The 17,794-nt window shown below is 67.5% G+C and carries 14 protein-coding genes and 2 tRNA genes; 7 read left to right on the top strand and 9 right to left on the bottom strand.

What is annotated here, in order from left to right; translation table 11 throughout:
* Positions 1 to 74: 74 nt before the first annotated feature.
* A complete protein-coding gene (locus tag ABZS29_RS26200) occupies positions 75 to 854 on the bottom strand; it encodes a methyltransferase domain-containing protein (RefSeq protein ID WP_355465477.1) in 780 nt (259 codons plus the stop codon).
* A gap of 251 nt (positions 855 to 1,105) precedes the next feature.
* Positions 1,106 to 2,332: a hypothetical protein gene (locus ABZS29_RS26195; protein ID WP_355465475.1), complete on the bottom strand. Its 1,227-nt coding sequence runs from the start codon at positions 2,330 to 2,332 to the stop codon at positions 1,106 to 1,108.
* Between the two features lie 318 nt (positions 2,333 to 2,650).
* Here ABZS29_RS26195 and ABZS29_RS26190 point away from each other — a divergent pair, with 318 nt between their 5' ends.
* On the top strand, positions 2,651 to 2,863 hold the full coding sequence (locus ABZS29_RS26190; protein WP_355465473.1) for a hypothetical protein: 213 nt from the start codon (positions 2,651 to 2,653) through the stop codon (positions 2,861 to 2,863).
* A 4-nt stretch (positions 2,864 to 2,867) separates the two neighbouring features.
* Here the strand turns inward: ABZS29_RS26190 and ABZS29_RS26185 are convergent, their stop codons facing one another.
* A complete protein-coding gene (locus tag ABZS29_RS26185; protein WP_355465471.1) occupies positions 2,868 to 5,054 on the bottom strand; it encodes an RICIN domain-containing protein in 2,187 nt (728 codons plus the stop codon).
* 159 nt (positions 5,055 to 5,213) lie between these two features.
* Between ABZS29_RS26185 and ABZS29_RS26180 the strand changes: the two genes are divergently transcribed.
* Positions 5,214 to 6,209, top strand: coding sequence for a LacI family DNA-binding transcriptional regulator (locus ABZS29_RS26180; protein WP_355465584.1), 996 nt, complete (start codon positions 5,214 to 5,216; stop codon positions 6,207 to 6,209).
* Here ABZS29_RS26180 and ABZS29_RS26175 read toward each other — a convergent pair.
* Positions 6,206 to 8,377 carry an MMPL family transporter gene (locus ABZS29_RS26175; protein WP_355465469.1) on the bottom strand — a complete coding sequence of 724 codons (2,172 nt, stop codon included), beginning with the start codon at positions 8,375 to 8,377 and terminating at the stop codon, positions 6,206 to 6,208. The two genes, ABZS29_RS26180 and ABZS29_RS26175, sit on opposite strands and share 4 nt — an antisense overlap.
* A gap of 167 nt (positions 8,378 to 8,544) precedes the next feature.
* On the opposite strand from ABZS29_RS26175, the gene ABZS29_RS26170 reads away from it, so the two are divergent.
* Both ABZS29_RS26170 and ABZS29_RS26165 read left to right on the top strand, forming a co-directional pair.
* Positions 8,545 to 9,693 carry a sensor histidine kinase gene (locus ABZS29_RS26170; RefSeq protein ID WP_355465467.1) on the top strand — a complete coding sequence of 383 codons (1,149 nt, stop codon included), beginning with the start codon at positions 8,545 to 8,547 and terminating at the stop codon, positions 9,691 to 9,693.
* Positions 9,690 to 10,346 (top strand): response regulator transcription factor, encoded by a 657-nt coding sequence (locus tag ABZS29_RS26165; RefSeq protein WP_355465465.1) that lies wholly within the window; start codon positions 9,690 to 9,692, stop codon positions 10,344 to 10,346. Before ABZS29_RS26170 ends, ABZS29_RS26165 begins: the two co-directional genes overlap by 4 nt.
* Here ABZS29_RS26165 and ABZS29_RS26160 read toward each other — a convergent pair.
* The 5 genes from ABZS29_RS26160 to ABZS29_RS26140 all read right to left on the bottom strand — a co-directional run bounded on the left by ABZS29_RS26160 (position 10,343) and on the right by ABZS29_RS26140 (position 15,362).
* Positions 10,343 to 11,398, bottom strand: a complete 1,056-nt coding sequence (locus ABZS29_RS26160; protein WP_355465463.1) for a glycoside hydrolase family 3 C-terminal domain-containing protein — start codon at positions 11,396 to 11,398, stop codon at positions 10,343 to 10,345. The two genes, ABZS29_RS26165 and ABZS29_RS26160, sit on opposite strands and share 4 nt — an antisense overlap.
* A gap of 27 nt (positions 11,399 to 11,425) precedes the next feature.
* The gene (locus ABZS29_RS26155) at positions 11,426 to 13,210 is read right to left on the bottom strand and encodes a hypothetical protein (protein ID WP_355465461.1); all 1,785 of its coding nucleotides are present in this window, start codon (positions 13,208 to 13,210) and stop codon (positions 11,426 to 11,428) included.
* Positions 13,203 to 14,264: a MoxR family ATPase gene (locus tag ABZS29_RS26150; protein ID WP_355465459.1), complete on the bottom strand. Its 1,062-nt coding sequence runs from the start codon at positions 14,262 to 14,264 to the stop codon at positions 13,203 to 13,205. Before ABZS29_RS26150 ends, ABZS29_RS26155 begins: the two co-directional genes overlap by 8 nt.
* Before the next feature lie 56 nt (positions 14,265 to 14,320).
* On the bottom strand, positions 14,321 to 14,683 hold the full coding sequence (locus tag ABZS29_RS26145; protein ID WP_355465457.1) for a hypothetical protein: 363 nt from the start codon (positions 14,681 to 14,683) through the stop codon (positions 14,321 to 14,323).
* A 608-nt stretch (positions 14,684 to 15,291) separates the two neighbouring features.
* Positions 15,292 to 15,362, bottom strand: a tRNA-Gly gene (locus ABZS29_RS26140).
* 125 nt (positions 15,363 to 15,487) lie between these two features.
* Between ABZS29_RS26140 and ABZS29_RS26135 the strand changes: the two genes are divergently transcribed.
* The 3 genes from ABZS29_RS26135 to ABZS29_RS26125 all read left to right on the top strand — a co-directional run bounded on the left by ABZS29_RS26135 (position 15,488) and on the right by ABZS29_RS26125 (position 17,788).
* Positions 15,488 to 15,560: transfer RNA gene (locus tag ABZS29_RS26135), tRNA-Pro, on the top strand.
* Between the two features lie 79 nt (positions 15,561 to 15,639).
* Entirely contained in the window at positions 15,640 to 17,025 is a 1,386-nt protein-coding gene (tig, locus tag ABZS29_RS26130) for a trigger factor (protein WP_355465455.1), read from the top strand.
* A 139-nt stretch (positions 17,026 to 17,164) separates the two neighbouring features.
* Positions 17,165 to 17,788: an ATP-dependent Clp protease proteolytic subunit gene (locus tag ABZS29_RS26125; protein WP_355465453.1), complete on the top strand. Its 624-nt coding sequence runs from the start codon at positions 17,165 to 17,167 to the stop codon at positions 17,786 to 17,788.
* The last annotated feature ends 6 nt before the right edge of the window (positions 17,789 to 17,794 follow it).

Genomic DNA, 17,794 nt, shown 5'->3' with positions numbered 1-17,794 from the left:
ACAGGACCCCGCGGTACGCCGCTTTGTGACGTCCTATGAGTCAGGTCACAGCCGACGGCCGAGTCGTGAGTCGCTCAGGGTTTGAGGGCTCGGGTGGCGTAGTAACCGGGGAGCCAACCGGCGGTGGCGGCGGAATGGTGCGGGGCCTCTTCGAAGCCGGTGATCACGAAGCCGGCGGCGAGCTGGCCGCCGAGCTGCTCCGCCATTGTGTGGCTGTACTCGAGCGGCGCGTTGGCTCCCCACAGCCGCTCGCGCTCCTCGGCCGGGACGTGCGTCAAATCGCTGTACGGCAGACGGTGGCGGACGACCAGCTCGCCGCGGGTGTCCAGGGCCTCGTTGTCGAACAGGTAGACGTCAGGATTGAGGAAGCCGCACAGCAGGGCGCCGCCCGGACGCAGGACCCGGAAGCACTCGCGCCACACGGGTGCGAGTTCGGGCACGAACAGGTTCGAGACAGGGTTGAAGATGAGGTCGAACGACGCGTCGCCGAACTCCGACAGGTCGCGCATGTCACCCAGTACCGTCCGCAGCTCCAGACCCTCCCGCTCCGCGACCATCTGATCCTGCGCGAGCTGCCGCGGCGAGTTGTCGAAGACCGTCACCCGCGCGCCCGCCGCGGCCAGCGTCGGGCCTTGCTGTCCACCACCCGACGCCAGGCACAAAACATCCACAGCGGACAGGTCGGCCGGGAACCACGTCCGGTCCACCGGCCGATACCCGATCAGTACGACGGACCAGTCACCGGCCCGTGCTCGCTCGATCGTCTCCGGAGTGACCGGACGCGACCACTCATTGCCGCTCTCGACCTCGAGGTCCCACGCCGCGCGGTTGTGCGCTACCGGATCAATGCTCACGAGCACACGGTAGCGCCCAGAAGGAAGCCCCTGGTCTCCACATTTCTGCGGACCAGGGGCCATCAGCAGCTTCGCCCAGTGAAGGATGATCCTTCACTGCTTTATCAACTACCCCTCCGACAGAGAAAATCTGCGCAATTCTTGCCGCGCAGGCTTTCCGTCACAGGAAATCAGTTACCGCTGCTGTTGCCGCCATCGCCGGACATTTTCAACTCCTCCCGCAAATAACACAGGTGTCATTTCATAGCACGTCATTCCGTGGTCCACAAAATCGACACGCCGTAATTCTCGCGGGGGTGGCACTTATCGGCAAAAGTGTGCTCTACCGCCCCGCCGCTGAGCTTCAGTAGGTGCGGATCTCCGTCCGGCGGTTGCTCACGTCGCTCCCGGTCCGTGGCTTCGGCGTACCACCAGCAGGCTGCCGGCAGTTCTGACTCGTCGAACCTGATCCGGATGGTCAGACCGCTGGTCGGGATGTGTCCGCCGAGTCGTCCGCCGGGCGCGATCCCGTGGTGATCGACCTCCACGTTGACCCAGATCCGGTCCGGTGCCGTCAGATGTTCGTCGATCGCCTCGGAGGAGAAGTAATACTTCTCGTTCCGTGCGAGTGGATGCGCGAACCTGAGTCGAACGGTGACCTCCTCTCGACCCTGAACCGGCGACATGGGTTCGACGGTGCAGCCCCACAACGGCCGCACCGAAAGCTCAGGTGGATCACCTGCCGCGGATGCGAGAGCTCTTGCCTTGTAGCCGCTAAGGTCGTCCACCTGCGACGTGATCAGACGCTCCGTGATTCGCCGATAGGCGGTCCGCTTCTTCATGAAGACCGTTGTGACGAACAGATCCACGAAGACAGGTTGAGCAGTGGCAGAAGGGGAACGGTAGCCGATGGGTTGGCCGGACGCTCCCGGGTCTCGAGCGAGCTCGGCCTCTACTTCGCGGGCGAGTTGCACGTACCCGTCCCACCCGCGGCGATGGTGCACCAGTTCGGCCAGCTTGGTCCGCGCACCTGGCACAAGGTTCTCCCGGAGCGCCCGGCTCCAGGCTTGATGCATTGGAGTGTTGGTCGTCGGTTGCGGATCACCGTAGACACCTTTGAGGGCCATCAACTGATCGAACCGGGCCCCCAGGACGGGCTTCCACGGACCCGTCACCTCATCAGGCGGCGGCAGCCGGAACGCGGCGATCAGCACGTTCCGCCGGCGCGACCGCCGGTCGGATCCCACTTGCCGCACCAGATCGATGATCACGCCCCAGACTGCGAGCGCACGCAGTTCGGTCGTCATGTCGGGCAGATCGGCAACGGTCTTCACGAGCGACTCAAGGTGAACGCCCGACTCGCTGGTCGGATCCTGCAGGGCGAGATGCAGCAGTTCAAGGGGAACCGCATGGCGCCGTGTGGCGAGCCAGCGAAGTGCAGCCTCGAGCCCGGCTGCCGAAGGTGCATCGCTTGGCTCTCCGACCACCCAGACCCCCACACCACAACGTCCGACGACACCCGACAATGTCTGACAACAGAAGGCAGACATTAACAACAGGTGACGCGATCGGACCATCGCTCGACCATCGGAAAAAACCTGCGACAAAGTCCAGCGAACTGTTTCTGACTTACTCTGGAGCTGAACACAGAGGTCTAAAGTCGCGCGCTGCAACCTCGGCCGGACCCGCTCTTTCGCGAACCTCGACTCGAGTTACCAAGTCGTTATCCTAAGGCCCTCGCGGTCAACAATCAAGATCCTCCGCGCCTTAGTCGGAAACCCCGACGAAAACGGCTTCCAGTTCGAGGAGGCACCGAAATGACCAACGACTTACAAGTCCCCGGCTCGGACGACAACACGCCGACGCCCCGGGAGCCCAGAGGCCCGCACGCCGTCGTGTCGGTCATCACCGCCGCTTTCGCCGCCGTCGGAACCCTCTACCTCATGACGGGTTCCGTCGCCGTCACCATCATCGGTGCGATCGTCTCACTGGTCTCCGTGGCTCTCTACCTCGGAACCCCGCAGAAGTAGGAAGCTAGTTGATCGACCATTGCTGGAGGGCGGTGCCGGTGTTGGGTTGTTGGGTGACCTTTGCGCCGTCGGTGGTGGAGGCGGTGGTCAGCAGGAGGCCGCTGCTGACTGAGGTGAGGGTGTAGGTGCCGTTGGCCAACTTGGTGGCGGTCCAGCGTTGATTGGTGCCGTTGGTGCAAGTCCACTGGATGATGGCCGTGCCCGCGGTGGCGGCACCGCCGCTGACGTCTACGCAGAGGTTGGACGAGTTGTTTTTGAGGGTGTAGGAGCCGTCGGTCTGCTGCGTGAACGTCCATTGCTGGTTGAGGTCGCCGTGGTTGGTCCAGGTGATCAGCTGGGTGCCGGTCGCGGTGCTGCGGTCGGGGTCATCCAGGGCTTTGCCGCCTGTGGAGACTGTGTGTACGCCGTTGAGGTTCTGGGGCGCGGTGCCGACCTGGGTGAGGGTGAGCGTCTGCTCGGCGGCGGTGCGGTTGCCGCCAACGGTGTTGCCGGTGGTGTTGGTCCAGTCGCGGGTCGGGGTGGTCTCGGCGAGACGGCTGGAGTCGCCGGAGAGGCCGAGGACGAGACCGCTGTAGCGGTTGACGAATCGGAAGGTGCCATCGGCGTTCTTGATCAGCCACCATTGCCGGCCGACCGATCCGCCGGTACCTACGGTCGGCTTGGTGCCCCAGGCGCGGGTGGTCGTCGTACTGGTGTCGACGCCGAGCGCTTGGCCGGAGGACGAGTTGAGGATCTGGTACGAACCGTCACCGACGGCGGCGAAGTACCAGGACTCCAGGGTGCTGCCCGAGGAGGTGCCGACCGAGGTGGTGGCCGTCGAACCGGACTGCTGGGCGAGGATGCGGTTGCTGCCGGCGGCGATCCGGTACGTCTTGGTGAGGTCGAACGGCGCGGCGGCGGGAGAGGTGGAGTCGATCGTCAGGTTCACGTACTCGCCGGACGCGCCGGCGGAGCAGCCGAACGAGCAGTACGAGCGGAAGTTCTTGCCGATGATCGTTGAGCTGGTCTTGTTCGCGCTGTCGAGGAACCACCGGTACCACGAGGCTGTGGTGTAGCTGCCGGTGTCGCCGACCGAGTACCACTTCTGGCTGGTCAGGTCATCGGTGACGTAGAAGTGCTGCGGCTCGTTGCCGTCCTGCCGGACCGCTTGCGGCTCGCCGACGTACAGGCCGAGGTAGGCGTTGTACGCGATGTCCATCACGAAGAGCGGCGACGTCGGCGACAAGGTGCCTGCGGCAACTTGCTGGTCCACCGTGCCGGAGGCAGCCGGGTTGTACTCCTTCGCCAGTGGCGTGTAGCCGTTCGGGTTGCTCGCGTCGACCGGTACGAGGTTGCTCTCGCGGCCGCCAACTCCGGGCTGCGACCAGGCGCCGTCGTACCACTTCTGCCAGGAGCCCGGCGCCATCTTCGCCGACATCTTGGACCGGGCGACATGCTGCCGGAAGTTCTTCCAGCCACCGGCTTTGTCGACGATCCGCGAACCGTAGTACACGTAGAAGTAGCCGGAGGCGGTGTCGGCGAAGAGCCGCTGGTCGCCGTCGCCGTAGTGGTAGGTCTGGTTCGGGAACGCGGCGGTGTCGTTGCGTTTGGTGCTGTACGGCGACGTGATCACATGGCTCTTGATCGCCCACGTCCGGCCCTGGTCGGTGGAGACCGCGTAGTCGATCGCGTCGTAGTGCAGTCCGTCACCGAAGGGCTGCGGCGTGAACTCGTTGTGCACCAGGCCGTACCAATGGCCGGTGTCCGGGTCGACCCAGAGACCGGCCAGGTCACAGAAGTTCCGTTGCGAGTAGCCCGAACCGCTCGGCGCGTACGTCGCCTCCAGCCCGGTGGGGCTGTTGTTGCATCGCCAGGTGGTGTCGTTGTTCTTGTCGTTCGCGTTGGCCGGATTGACCGCGGAGCTGATCGCGGTCGACTTGGTCGCGGTGTCGAGGTTGGTGCCCGTGTAGAAGTCCCACTTGCGCGGCTCGGTGGCGCCGTACAGGGCGGCGGACTGCTGGAAGTAGAAGGTCCCGTCCTTGTCGATGTACGTGCCGGCCGGGGTGTCGGTCGGCGTACTCCAGGTGCCCTTGCTCCCGACAGTCACCGTGTACGACGCGTTCGGCAGCGCCGTGGTCGACGCCGAGGCGGCCGAGACCGTGAGCCCCGCGCCGAGTAGGCCCACCACAACTGTTTTCCAGGATCGAGACATAGCCGGGACAGTAAGACTCATTTGACCGGTAAACAAGAGTGAGGGTGATAGAAAAATCATCTCTATAAGGCAGTGCGTCGTTGACGGTCACTGCCGCAGCGGTCGATACTGCGGGAACTAGTTGACCGGTCCAACAGATGAGGTTCGCCCGTGGTGACGATGCAGGACGTGGCCACCCTGGCCGGTGTCACCAAACAGACGGTGTCGAACGTGGTCACCGGCCGGGCCGCGGTCCGCCCGGACACGGCGGCCCGGGTGCGGGACGCGATCGCGACCTTGGGCTACAAACCCAACCTGGTCGCACGCTCACTGGCCACCGGTACGACGATGACCGTGGGACTGATCGTGCCGACCGTCGCCAGCCCGTTCTACTCCGAGATCGTCGAAGAGGTCGAGGATGTGCTCGACCAGCACGGCTACCACTTGGTGCTGACCACGACGCGAGCCGACGGCGATCGCGCCAAGCGGCAACTGGCCGGCCTGTCCAGCCGGCTGGTCGACGCGCTGCTGATCGCAGGTGACCGGGATCTGACCGATCCGTTGGCACTGCTTCCGGACCCTCGGTTCCCGATCGCCTTGTGTGCTTGGGAAACGCAGATCCCCGACTCGCTGCCGGTGGTGACCATCGACTACGAGCACGCCGGCTTCCTGGCCGGCAAGCACCTGCGCAGCCTGGGACACAAGCGGGTGGCGGCTGTCGTCGAGTTGCCGACCCACGAACGCCGGCTGGCCGGTCTACGATCGGCGTTCGCGCGGCACCGGCTTCGGATCGGCGACGACATGGTCTTCGCTCCCACGGAGGCGACACCGGCGGGTGGCTTCGCCGCGGCCCAAGCCGCGCTGGCCGCCCATCCTTCGCTGACGGCCATCTTCGCCTCCCACGACCTGCTGGCGCTGGGGGTGCTCGAGGCGGTGAAGGAGTCGGGCCGCTCGGTGCCCGGCGACGTCTCGGTGATCGGGTTCGACGACACCGCCCCCGTCAGCCTGACCCATCCCGCACTGACCGCTGTCGCGATCCCCAGCCGGGAGATGGCTCGGCAGGCGACCAACCTCCTGCTGCAAGCCATCGCCCAGGGCACTCCCCCGGTCAACTCGGCCCAACTCCTCCGGACGTCCCTCGTCATCCGCGAGAGCACCGGCCCGGCCCGGCGTTAGACGAGGACCTCTTCCCGGATCGGATCAGACGCGGGTTGCGGCTTGCCTTCGAGACTGACCTGCGGGAGCAGGCGATCAAGCCAACGGGGGATCCACCAGTTGGCGTTGCCCAGCAGCTTCATTGTTGCGGGCACCAGCACCATCCGGACGATGGTCGCATCGACGAAGATCGCCACCGCCAGGCCGAGGCCGAACATCTTGGCTGTCGGGTCGTCGCCGAGAACGAAGCCGAGGAAGACGGAGATCATGATCAGCGCGGCCGACGTGATCACCCGGCCGGTGCTCGCGATGCCGTCGATGACGGCGCTGAGGTTGTCGCCGGTGGCCAGGTAGCGCTCGCGGATCCGGGACAGCAGGAACACCTCGTAGTCCATCGACAGGCCGAAGACGATTGCGAACATGAACATCGGGATGAACGGCAGGATCGGCACGGCCGACTTGAGCCCGATCAGGTTCGCGCCCCAGCCCCACTGGAACACCATCACCATCACGCCGAAGGAAGCGCCGATGCTGAGCAGGTTCATCACGGCTGCCTTCAAAGGCACCAGCACCGAGCGGAAGACCAGCATCAGCAGCAGGAAGGACAACAGCACCACCGCACCGATGAACAGCGGTAGCCGGTCGCTGACCCGCCCGCCGAGGTCGGCCGAAAGCGCCGTCTGACCGCCGACGTGGGCGCGCGCCGCGCTTTCTCCGAGTACGGCGGGGAACACCTCGGCGCGGAGCCGGTGAATCGTGTCCACTGTCGCATCGTCCTGCGGTCCGGTGACCGGGTAAGCGACGATCGTCGCGACACCCGCTTTCACCTGTGGCGGCAGGGCCGCGGCGATGCCTTTGTCAGCGGTGATGGCGCTGAGCAGAGGCTCGACCACACTGGCGTCCCGCGAGATGTCGACGGCAACGATCAGCGGGCCGTTCAGGCCGGGACCGAAGCCCTTGGCAACAAGGTCGTACGCGCGGCGTTCCGTGCGGCTGTCGGGCAATGTGCCCTCGTCCGGCGTACCGACGCGGAGAGCTACCACCGGGGCGGCCAGAGCCAGCAGTACGACGGTCGCCGTGACGGCGTACGTCTTGGCGTACTTGGCGACATGCCGGCCCCACCGCTGCCAACCAGCACCGGCCGTCGTCCGCGTACGCCGTACTGCGAGCCGGTTGATCCAGTGACCGGCGAGCCCGAGGAACGCGGGGAGCAAGGTGATCGAGGCAGCGACCATGATCAGCACGATGATCGAGACGGCAACCCCTCCCCCGGTCAGGAACGGTACGCCGGCGACCGCCAGCCCGAGGATCGCGATCACCACGGTCCCACCGGCGATGACGACGGCCTGACCCGCCGTCGCGACCGCCCGGCCGATCGACTCGTCGACTGCGAGCCCCCGCGCCAGGTATTCGCGGTGCCGGGTGACCAGGAAGAGCGCGTAGTCGATCCCCACGCCCAGTCCGACCATGCTGCCGATCACCGGTGCCCAGCTGGGGATGTCGATCAGGTAGGTGACCAGCGACAATGAGCTGATACCGAGCGCGATGCCGAAGATGGCGAGCCCGATCGGCAGCCCCATCGCGATCAGCGAGCCGAACGCGACCAGCAGAATGATCACGGCGGCGACCAGACCGATCAGCTCACCGCGGCCGGTCTCCGCTTCCGCGAACGCCGAAAACAGGTCGCCGCCCATCTCGATGCGCAAGGGAGAGCCCGTTGCGTGCGCGGCCGCGAAGGTCTGCAGGTTCTCCAGGTCGGCTGCCGACAGGTCCTCGATCACTGGGTACTGCAGCCGGATGATCCCGACCCGGCCGTCGGGCGAGACCGTCCCGCCGGTGCCGAGCACCTTGGGCAAGCCGGCGACGTCTGATTGCAGTCTGGTCCAGGCCGCCTGCGCCTGAGTGGAAGCGGAGGAGGGCGCCGGAGCCGACGTGGAGAGGGTTGCCTGGTCGTCGCGCGGAGTGACGACCAGCTGGGCGGTGAGGCCGGCCTGGGAGTTGCCGGCCGCGGTCAGCAGCTCGGTCGCGCGCTGCGAGTCGAGCCCGGGCGCTCCGACGGTGTTCTCCAGTTTCTGGCCGAGGACGCCGGCCGCGGTGACGACGAGGACCGCCAGCGCGATCCAGGTTCCGATCACCGTCCAGGGGCGACGGGCGGCGTACCGGCCCAAGCGATACAAGGCGTTCGACATCATCGGTGTTCTCCTCAAAGACCCAGCGGGACAGTGCTCTCAGCGTGGTCAGCCGCGGCACTGCGCACCTCGGGCGATGGGCCGGACTTGGCCCGGCCGTCCGGCCGACGGGAGTCCCGTACTTCCGGCCGATCCCCGATCCGCCCCGAGTTCTCTACGCTGAGGCCATGTCCAACAACGTGCTGCGCTCGCTGTGGGCGGAGCCGCGTGCGCCGCACCCTCCCCGGCGGGTCTGGCGAGACTGGGTTCTGATCGGGTTGCTGCTGCCCACGGCGATCCTCGAAGGGGTACTGCGGGAGGACGTCCACTGGCGACCGGTCGCGATCGCGGTGGCCGTGGGATCGATCCTCGCGCTGCTGTGGCGGCGTACGCATCCACTCGCGGTGTCGGCCGCCGTGTTCGGTGTCGCGATCGTCAGCAGTCTGATCAGCCTGGTCGGCGACCTGCCGGTGATCGGCCTCAACACGATGATCGCCGTGATCCTCCTGCCTTACGCCTTGTTGCGTTGGGGATCCGGCCGGGAGATCGGCATCGGGCTCGGAATCTTTCTGGTCGCTCTGCTCACCGGCTCTGCGGCGGACTACACCGGTCTGCTCAACGCGTTCCTCGGCGGCGTAGTGCTGTTCTTCCCGGCTTCGCTCGGGCACGCGGTGCGGTACTGGGCGACCTCCCGGACCCGCGAACTCGACAAGATGCGGCTGCAGGAGCGGGCCCAGCTGGCGCGCGAACTGCACGACACGGTCGCTCACCATGTCTCGGCGATCGCCATCCGGGCCCAGGCCGGCCGGGTGGTCGCCGCGATCGATCCGTCCGCTGCCGTCGATGCGCTGAGCGTGATCGAGGCGGAGGCCTCGCGTACGCTCGCCGAGATGCGCGTCATGGTGGGCAATCTGCGGGAGGACGAGACGGCCGCGCTGGCTCCCCAGCAGGGCGTCGCCGATCTCGAACGACTGGCCCGGAGCGTCGGGGACCAGCCCCGCGTGGAGCTGGAGTTGTCCGGCGATCTTGCCGATCTGCAGCCCGCCGTCGGCGCGGCGGTGTACCGGATCGCCCAGGAAGCCATCACCAACGCCGTACGGCACGCGCGTCATGTCACGCGGATCGACGTACGGGTTGCCGGGGAGGACCGCAGCGTGCGGCTGACCGTCCGCGACGACGGAGACGCGGGTGCCACGGTGAAGAATCCGTCGGGCTACGGTCTGGTCGGGATGACCGAGCGCGCGGCGCTCCTGGGTGGCTCCTTCGAGGCCGGGCCCGGATCGGATCGGGGCTGGACGGTCGAAGCCGTGCTGCCGAGGTCGGGCGCGGCCCGATGACGATCCGCGTGCTCGTCGCCGACGACCAGGAACTCATCCGGACGGGGTTGTCGATGATCCTCGGCGCGCAGCCAGGGATCGAGGTGGTCGGTCAGGCGGTCGACGGGCTGGAGGCGGTGGCGCTCGCGCGCCGGCTCCGCCCGGATGTGTGCCTGTTCGACATCCGGATGCCAGGCATCGACGGGATCGCGGCGACCCGCGAGCTGGCCGGGCCCGACGTCGCCGACCCGCTGGCGGTCGTGGTGATCACCACTTTCGACCTCGACGAGTACGTCCACGGCGCGCTGAAGGCGGGCGCGCGCGGCTTCCTGCTCAAGGACGCCGGTCCCGACCTTCTCGTCCAGGCGATCCACGCCGCGGCCGAGGGCGATGCGTTGATTGCTCCGCGCATCACCGCCCGCCTGCTCGCGGCGTTCTCCGACACCCGCCTCGGCCGGCCGCCGGTTCAGCCTGTTGAACCGCTGACCAGCCGGGAGGAGGAGGTGCTGATCACCGTGGCCCGCGGCCGGACCAACTCCGAGATCGCCGCGGACCTGCACATCAGCCTCAGCACCGTGAAGACCCACCTCGCCAGCGTGATGGCCAAGCTCGGCGCCCGCAACCGCGTCGAGATCGTCATGTGGGCCTACGAAACCGGCCGCGTCACCCGCTAGACCTCGAGGTCGACGGACAGCGGAAGGTCTGAGACCGACGAGCCCGCGCGGAGGGTGAAGGTGCCGGGCTCGGTGGTCCAGGCGCCGTCCCAGTGCTCGAAGGTGTGCTGGTGCAGAGGGATGGTGACTTCGGTCGTTTCACCGGCTTCCAGGCGCACGACCGCGAAGCCGGCGAGCCAGCGGATCGGACGATCCACGGTGCTGTCGGGGCGTTCGGCGTACACCTGTACGACGTGCTTTCCGGACCGCTCACCGGTGTTCGCCACGGTCACCGACGCGGAGGTCGTGGAGGCGCGGAGATCGGAGAGCGACCAAGTGGTGTAGCCGAGGCCGTGCCCGAACGCGAAGGCCGGTCCGGTCCCAGCACGAAGCCAGGCCCGATAACCGATGTGGACGCCTTCGTCGTACCGGACGATCCCGTCGCGAGGAGTGACATCGATGACCGGTACGTCGGCCTCGTCCCGCGCCCAAGTCGTGGGGAGCCGGCCGCCCGGCTCGACAACGCCAAGCAGTACGTCGGCCAGCGCGTTGCCGTACTCCTGGCCACCGAAGTAGGTGACCAGGAGCGCCGCAACGTCGTCACGCCAGGGCAGCTGGACCGGCGAGCCCGCATTGACGACCACGACCGTGCGAGGGTTCGCCGCGACTACGGCCTGCACCAGATCGTCCTGGCGCCCCGGCAGCGCGAGCGTCGTACGGTCGTAGCCCTCGGACTCGACCTTGGAATTGGTGCCGACCACAACGACCGCGACATCGGCCGCCCGCGCGGCCACGACGGCCTCGGCGATCAACGCCTCCGGGTTCGAGCGGTCCGGCTCGACGCCGACCGTGAGGCTCATGGCGCCGCTCAGACCGCCGTCCTGGGTCGGCAGTTCAAGCTCCACCCGTACGTCGACCGGCCGGCCGGCGATCACGTCGAGCGGCGTGGAGATCGACGGCGGCGACAACAGGGCGGCGCCGAGGTCCGTCCCGACCGGTACGGCGGTCTCCTCCTTCAAAAGGTTGCCATCGGCAAAGATGCGGCCGCGGCCGACCGAGGCGAACCCGAGCAATACCGCACCGGACTCCGCCGGCGTGTACTATTCGACCCGGAAGATCGGGCCGCGGGCGGTGAACGGGAGGGTTGCGCCTCGGGGGAGGAGCCAGGCGTGGGGGCGGCGGAGGCGGACTGTGTCGCACTGGCCGTCGGTGATGAGGAGGATGGGGCCGGTGGCGGGGAAGTCGTCGGCTCGTTCGAGGAGGTCTACGGCGGGTTGCAGGACGGTACCGCCGCGGCCGCGGACCTGGACGCGGCCGGCGATGTCGTCGACGGGGAGGTAGCCGGCGTCGTAGGCGGCGGCGTCGCAGTAGATGACGCGGGCGGCGGGGACGTCGCGGGCGCGGGAGTACGACGCGATCGCGCCGAGCGCTTTGCCGAGTAGCACGCGGTCCATCGAACCGGAGGTGTCCAGCACGACGCCGTACGTCGGGAGTCGCTGCAGTTCGGTGGGTCGGATCCAGGCGGGGCGCGGGATGTCCGGCGTACTGGCCTGGCGGCGGGAGGCACGTGCGTACGTGCGGCTGCGGTCGACCGCGGGGACGTGCTCTTCGAACCAGCGGGCCAGTTGGGCGTCCCAGCTGAGCGGTGGGTGGTCCAGTGCGCGGATCTCCTCGACGAGACCTGCGGGGACCAGTCCGCGGGAGGGGTCGTGGTAGGCGAGGCCGGTGCTCAGTGCGCGGCGGTAGATGTCGTCCAGGCCGGCGGCGCGAGCAGCCTCGCCGGTGTGCGGGAGCGGATGCCCCAGTACGTCGCCCAGCCCGGTACCGCGGAGTGTGGCCAGCTTGCGGTAGCGGCGGAGGTCAGTGGCGATGCGGTCGTAGACCTCCTCGGCGGACATGCCCTTCAGGACCGGGTCGTGCAGCGCACCGTCGGGCATAGTGCCGACACCCATCTCCAGGAGCCAGCCGTTGATGACCAGGTCTGCTGCGACGTTCCACAGGTAGGGATCGCGACCGCCGACGCGCTCACCGTGGCGCAGTGCGGCGTGCAGCATCTCGTGTGCCATGACGAAGCGCCACTCGTTCTGCGTCAGGCTGGTGAGCGGGTTGACGTAGATCTCGCCGACCTCCGCGTTGACGGCGGCCACCTGAATGTCCCACCCGCGGGCGAGCTCGGCCTCCGCCACCACCGTCATGGTGGCCGCGAGCGCACCCAGCAGCGGGTACGACGAGACGAACCAGCCCAGCGCGAGGTCCCACTCGTTTCGACTCGCACCTCGGTCGCTCAGCGACGACCGCGCGCCACCGGCGACGTCCACCGCAGCAGCGGCCGCATCCGACAGCCCTGCGGCGAAAAGCTCACTCCAGTTCGGCGGCTTGCCCCACCCGTCCCACCGCTCGATCCGTACGTCGGCCTGTCCGCCCGCGACACCGAGGCCGTCGTACTCAGCCGGTACGGCGCTCCGCCGCCACTGGCGAGCCAGAACGTCCTCTGCGGTGGTCGGGTACTCGGAGGGCAGCTGCACGACCGGAGTGCCGAGCTTGAGCGAGTAGAGGAAGTGATTGACCGCCGTGTCGCACGCGGCGCTCGCAGCGTGGTCAGGAGCCGGGCGCTCGCGTTCTGCGTGCCCGAGGCCGAGGTGAATGAGCAGGTGCGCGAAGACCCACGTCCACTCGGCCGGTGTGGCGCGGCGGGACGAGTGAACGAGGATGCGGCCGTTGGAGTCGATCGTGGCCCAGCCGTCGCGCGGCACCGAGCTATGGCGGGCAGGGTGGTTGATCCTGTCCGCCATCGGCGCGAACAACGGATGACGGTCGACCGCGGCCCAACCGGCCTGGACTGCCTCCCAGGCGGGGTCCTTGCGGGACTTGCGACGCTCAGGCACGAGCGGCGACCAGCCGAGGCAGGTCCCGGCTGACCTCGACCAGGAACCAGGTCGGCAGCACCGGGCGCCCGTCGTCGTCCGAAGCGATCACCACCTGAGCGATCTCGAGCGAGATCTCGGCCAGCTCGACCAGCAGCGCCTTCCCGCGGTGCGCGAGTTGACGCGCGGCCGGGCTGCCGGAGTTCTTGTCCGCAGGCAGCTCCTTGACCAGCCGGGCCCGGAAGGTCTCAGCCAGGAAGTACAACAGGTCGCGGTCCTCCGGCGCAGCCGGCCAACCCGCCTCGCCCTTCAATACCGCATCCAGCCCGAACGCGTTCCGCACAGTCTTCACGAACGCCCGGAACGCCGAAGCGTGCGCCGCCGACAAGGTGCCGAAGGCAAGCACTCGCAACGTGTCGTCGGTGATGTCGTCGCCGTACGAGTGCAGTGCGTCCGACAGCATGTGCCAGCTCCGCGGCGTCGAGAACGGCTCCTCTGTCTTCGGTGGCGCAGTCCACAGGTGGTCCGGCCGGTTCCGCAGATAGTCGAGCACCCACGGGTGGATCCCCGCCGTACCGGCCCACTCCAGCCAGTCACTCGCGGAAGCCCGCAGGTGCACATGCACCAGCCGGTTGATCAGCGCACTCGCCATCGGCCGCGCCAGCGCGTTGTCCGTCGCCCGGTTCCCCGCCCCGATCACCACCGACCCCTCCGGCAGCTCGTACTCACCGATCCGCCGATCCAGGATCAGCGAGTAGAACGCCTTCTGCACCTCGGCCGACGAAGCGTTCAGTTCGTCCAGGAACAAGCAATAAGGCTCGTCCCGCGCAATAGCCACCGGCGGCGCGAACCGGCTCCGCCCGGCCACGATCTGCGGAACCCCGATCAGGTCCTCGGGTGCCAGTTGCGTCCCCAGCAGCGTCACACACTCAAGCCCCAGCGACTCCGCGAAGGCCCGCACCAAACTGCTCTTCCCGATCCCAGGAGCCCCCCACAAGAACACCGGCCGAACCACAGCCACATGCAGCAAAACCCCCGGCAGTTCCCCCGCCGAAACCGAAATCCCCGCCTGCATCCAGCCCTCTCGTCAAGTCCCGTGACTCCCCAGGGTCCTCGCACCGCGCATCCCTGTCACACGAATTTCCACGGGCAGTCCGGGTAGTGCCGCCGTACCGACTCGCGCAGCCAGTCCTGCTTGGCCTCCGGCAGCAGCGGCCAGGTGCGCTCGAAATCGTGCTGATCCTTCGTCCGATGCAGCCGCGCCTTGAACAGCAGCACAATCTCCGGATTGAGATAACGCACGCCGTCACCCGCCACCCACGTCACATCCTCAAGCCGCCCCACATGCTCAGGCACGTACTTGTTGGTCCACAGCCCATCCCGATCCGGCGTCAACGGCAGATCGATCACCCAAGGCGCATCCCCGTGCTCCCGCACCCAAACCTGACTAGCCGCCCCAAACACCTCCGGATGCCGATCCGTCAGCGGCCGCATGTCCCCACCCGCCAAATTCCACAGATGCCACCGCCCACCCACATGCTCCCGAAGCACCCCCACATCAGAAGCAAAGATCGACACATCCACATCCGAGTGCTCGCGCCCCACCCCCGTGAACGCATCAATCGCCCACCCCCCCCAACCACCCACCAAGGCCGCCCAAACCCCCGCATGAACCCCACCACCCCCGCCAGGTCCATAGGCTCCCACCGCCCATACAACCAAGCCCAATAAGCCGCCTCCGCCGCCTCCTCCACACTCCGCACCCACCAACCATCACCCACCCCACCCCACCCCCCACAAGCCAATAAATGGGCGAGAAGGGCGGAAATGCGTGGGAGAGCGGAGCGCGTGGCGAGGAAGAACAGAGGGTGTTGGAGGAAAGCCGACTGCCCACCTCAGCCACCGCGGTGAAGCCGACTGCCCGCCCCAGCCACCGCCCGAACGCAACAAGCCCACCCCAGCCCAAACAGCCGAGCGAAGCGAAGGCAAAGGGGGTGCGGGTGGCGGAGCCCCCGCCCGCGCCGAGCGAAGCGACGGCGCACGAAACGACGAGGGCGAGGTGGTCTGCGCGTTCCGCAGACACACCTCGCCTATCGACCGAGAGCGGGTGACGAGAATCGAACTCGCGTAGTCAGTTTGGAAGACTGGGGCTCTACCATTGAGCTACACCCGCGTGCACCCACCTGAGTGGGTACGGCGAACATGATTCCACATCCCCGGGTCTCGGCTCAAACTGGTTCCGGGTGGGGGTGGTGGCGCGAGCACCCCTTCGGGTCGACTAGACTCGTGCGGTCACTGCGGGGCGTAGCGTAGTGGCTAGCGCGCCTGCTTTGGGAGCAGGAGACCGCAGGTTCGAGTCCTGTCGCCCCGACAAACCCCCTGCAGCACCGCTGTGGTGCGGGCTGTCCCGCCGCGCCGGTTATGTCATCAGATCAAGGAGAACCGCCACCGTGAAGAGCACCGTCGAGTCCTTGAGCCCGACGAAGGTCAAGCTCATTGTCGAGGTGCCGTTCGAGGAGCTCAAGCCGAGCCTCGACGCGGCGTACAAGAGCATCGCCCAGCAGATCCAGGTGCCGGGCTTCCGCAAGGGCAAGATCCCGCCGCAGGTCATCGACCAGCGGGTCGGGCGGGCGCCGGTTCTCGAAGAGGCCATCAACGACGCGCTGCCGAAGCTGTACTCGCAGGCGGTCCAGGACAACCAGGTCAAGGCCATCGGCCGGCCCGAGGTGGACGTCACCGAGTTCAACGACAAGGAGAGCCTGCAGTTCTCCGCCGAGGTCGAGGTGCGCCCGGAGATCACGCTGCCGGACCTGGAGGGTCTGGAGGCCGAGGTCGAGGACATCGCGATCTCCGACACCGAGGTCGACGAGCAGATCGAGGCGCTGCGGCAGCGGTTCGGCTCGCTGAACCCGGTCGAGCGCGCAGTCGCCGACAAGGACTTCATCACGATCGACCTGTCGGCCAGCAAGGACGGCGAGAAGGTCGAGGAGGCGCAGGCCACCGGCCTGTCCTACCAGGTCGGCAGCGGTCAGCTGCTGGACGGTCTGGACGAGGCGGTCATCGGGCTGAGCGCCGGCGAGAGCAAGACCTTCGTCACGCAGCTCGTGGGCGGTTCGCTCAAGGGTGACGACGTCGACGTGACGGTGACCGTGACCGCGGTCAAGGAGCAGGAGCTCCCGGCGTTCGACGACGAGTTCGCGCAGACGGCGTCGGAGTTCGACACCGCCGACGAGCTGAAGGCCGACGTACAGGCTCGCCTGGAGCGCGGCAAGCGCCTCGAGCAGGCCGGCGAGGCCCGCGACGCGGTGCTCGAGAAGATCCTGACCCTGGTCGACGTGCCGGTCCCCGAGGGCCTGCTGACCGACGAGCTGGCCGCCCGCAAGGAGAACCTGGAGCAGCAGCTCGGGTACTCCGGGATGTCGTTCGAGCAGTTCCTGGAGGGCGAGGAGCAGACCCAGGAAGAGTTCGACGAGGACCTGAAGAAGCGCTCCGAGGACGCCATCAAGGCGCAGTTCGTGCTGGACCTGGTCGCCGAGCAGCAGGAGCTGAGCGTCAACGACCAGGAGCTCACCGAGCACATCGTCCGGCACGCGCAGCGTTCCGGCGTCAGCCCGGACCAGTTCGCCCAGCACGCGGTGGAGAACAACCTGGTCCCGAGCCTGGTCTCCGAGGTCGTCCGCGGCAAGGCGCTGGCGCACCTGGTCGAGCACGCGAAGGTCAAGGACGCTTCGGGCAACACGGTCGAGCTGAAGACCCTGCAGCCGGACGGCACCTACGCCGAGCCCGAGGCCGAGGCGGCCGTCGAGGCTCCGGCCGAGGAGCCCGCGAAGGCCTGAGTACGACCCGTACGCCGCGCAGCCCGGACCCCGCGAGGGGTCCGGGCTGCTGCCGTTTCGGGCGGCTGTCGGTGCGCCGTGAGCGAACACCTGTGGCCCAGCCTTAGGTCTGTCGTCCCGGCCCAGTAATGTCGGCTTCGTGAACGAGACATTTGCAGCCATCCCCACCGCCGCGGGCGGCAATGGTAACGGCGGACACGACGACCACATCTACCAGCGCCTGCTGCAGAACCGGATCATCTTCCTGGGGTCCGAGGTTCGCGACGACAACGCGAACGCGATCTGCGCGCAGATGTTGCTGCTGAACGCCGAAGACCCGAACAAGGACATCTGGCTGTACATCAACTCGCCGGGTGGCTCGGTGGACTCCGGTATGGCGATCTACGACACCATGCAGTGGATCTCCAACGACGTCGCGACGGTCGGTATGGGCCTGGCGGCCTCGATGGGCCAGTTCCTGCTCTGCGCCGGCGCGAAGAACAAGCGCTACGCGCTCCCGCACGCCCGGATCATGATGCATCAGCCCTCCGGCGGTATGGGTGGTACGGCGTCCGACATCAAGATCCAGGCCGAGCAGTCGCTGCACCTGAAGGCGCTGCTGTTCAAGCTGATCTCCGAGCACACCGGCCAGCCGCTGGCCCAGGTCGAGGCCGACGCCGACCGCGACCGCTGGTTCACCGCGGACAAGGCGAAGGAGTACGGCTTCATCGACCACGTGGTCAACAGCGCCGCTCAGCTCAGCTCCGGCAGCCCGAACTCCTGATCTCCC

The organism is Kribbella sp. NPDC005582, assembly GCF_040605415.1.
Taxonomy (GTDB): domain Bacteria; phylum Actinomycetota; class Actinomycetes; order Propionibacteriales; family Kribbellaceae; genus Kribbella.
Note: the sequence above shows the minus strand (reverse complement) of the source record. Positions and strands in the feature narration are given on the sequence as shown.

Excerpts from the sequence above, each read along its gene's own strand:
- ABZS29_RS26150 (WP_355465459.1), bottom strand. The coding sequence starts at position 14,264 with ATGCAGGCGGGGATTTCGGTTTCGGCGGGGGAACTGCCGGGGGTTTTG.
- ABZS29_RS26175 (WP_355465469.1), bottom strand. The coding sequence starts at position 8,377 with ATGTCGAACGCCTTGTATCGCTTGGGCCGGTACGCCGCCCGTCGCCCC.
- ABZS29_RS26165 (WP_355465465.1), top strand. The coding sequence starts at position 9,690 with ATGACGATCCGCGTGCTCGTCGCCGACGACCAGGAACTCATCCGGACG.
- ABZS29_RS26145 (WP_355465457.1), bottom strand. The coding sequence starts at position 14,683 with ATGCGGCCGCTGACGGATCGGCATCCGGAGGTGTTTGGGGCGGCTAGT.
- ABZS29_RS26190 (WP_355465473.1), top strand. The coding sequence starts at position 2,651 with ATGACCAACGACTTACAAGTCCCCGGCTCGGACGACAACACGCCGACG.
- ABZS29_RS26185 (WP_355465471.1), bottom strand. The coding sequence starts at position 5,054 with ATGTCTCGATCCTGGAAAACAGTTGTGGTGGGCCTACTCGGCGCGGGG.
- ABZS29_RS26180 (WP_355465584.1), top strand. The coding sequence starts at position 5,214 with ATGCAGGACGTGGCCACCCTGGCCGGTGTCACCAAACAGACGGTGTCG.
- ABZS29_RS26170 (WP_355465467.1), top strand. The coding sequence starts at position 8,545 with ATGTCCAACAACGTGCTGCGCTCGCTGTGGGCGGAGCCGCGTGCGCCG.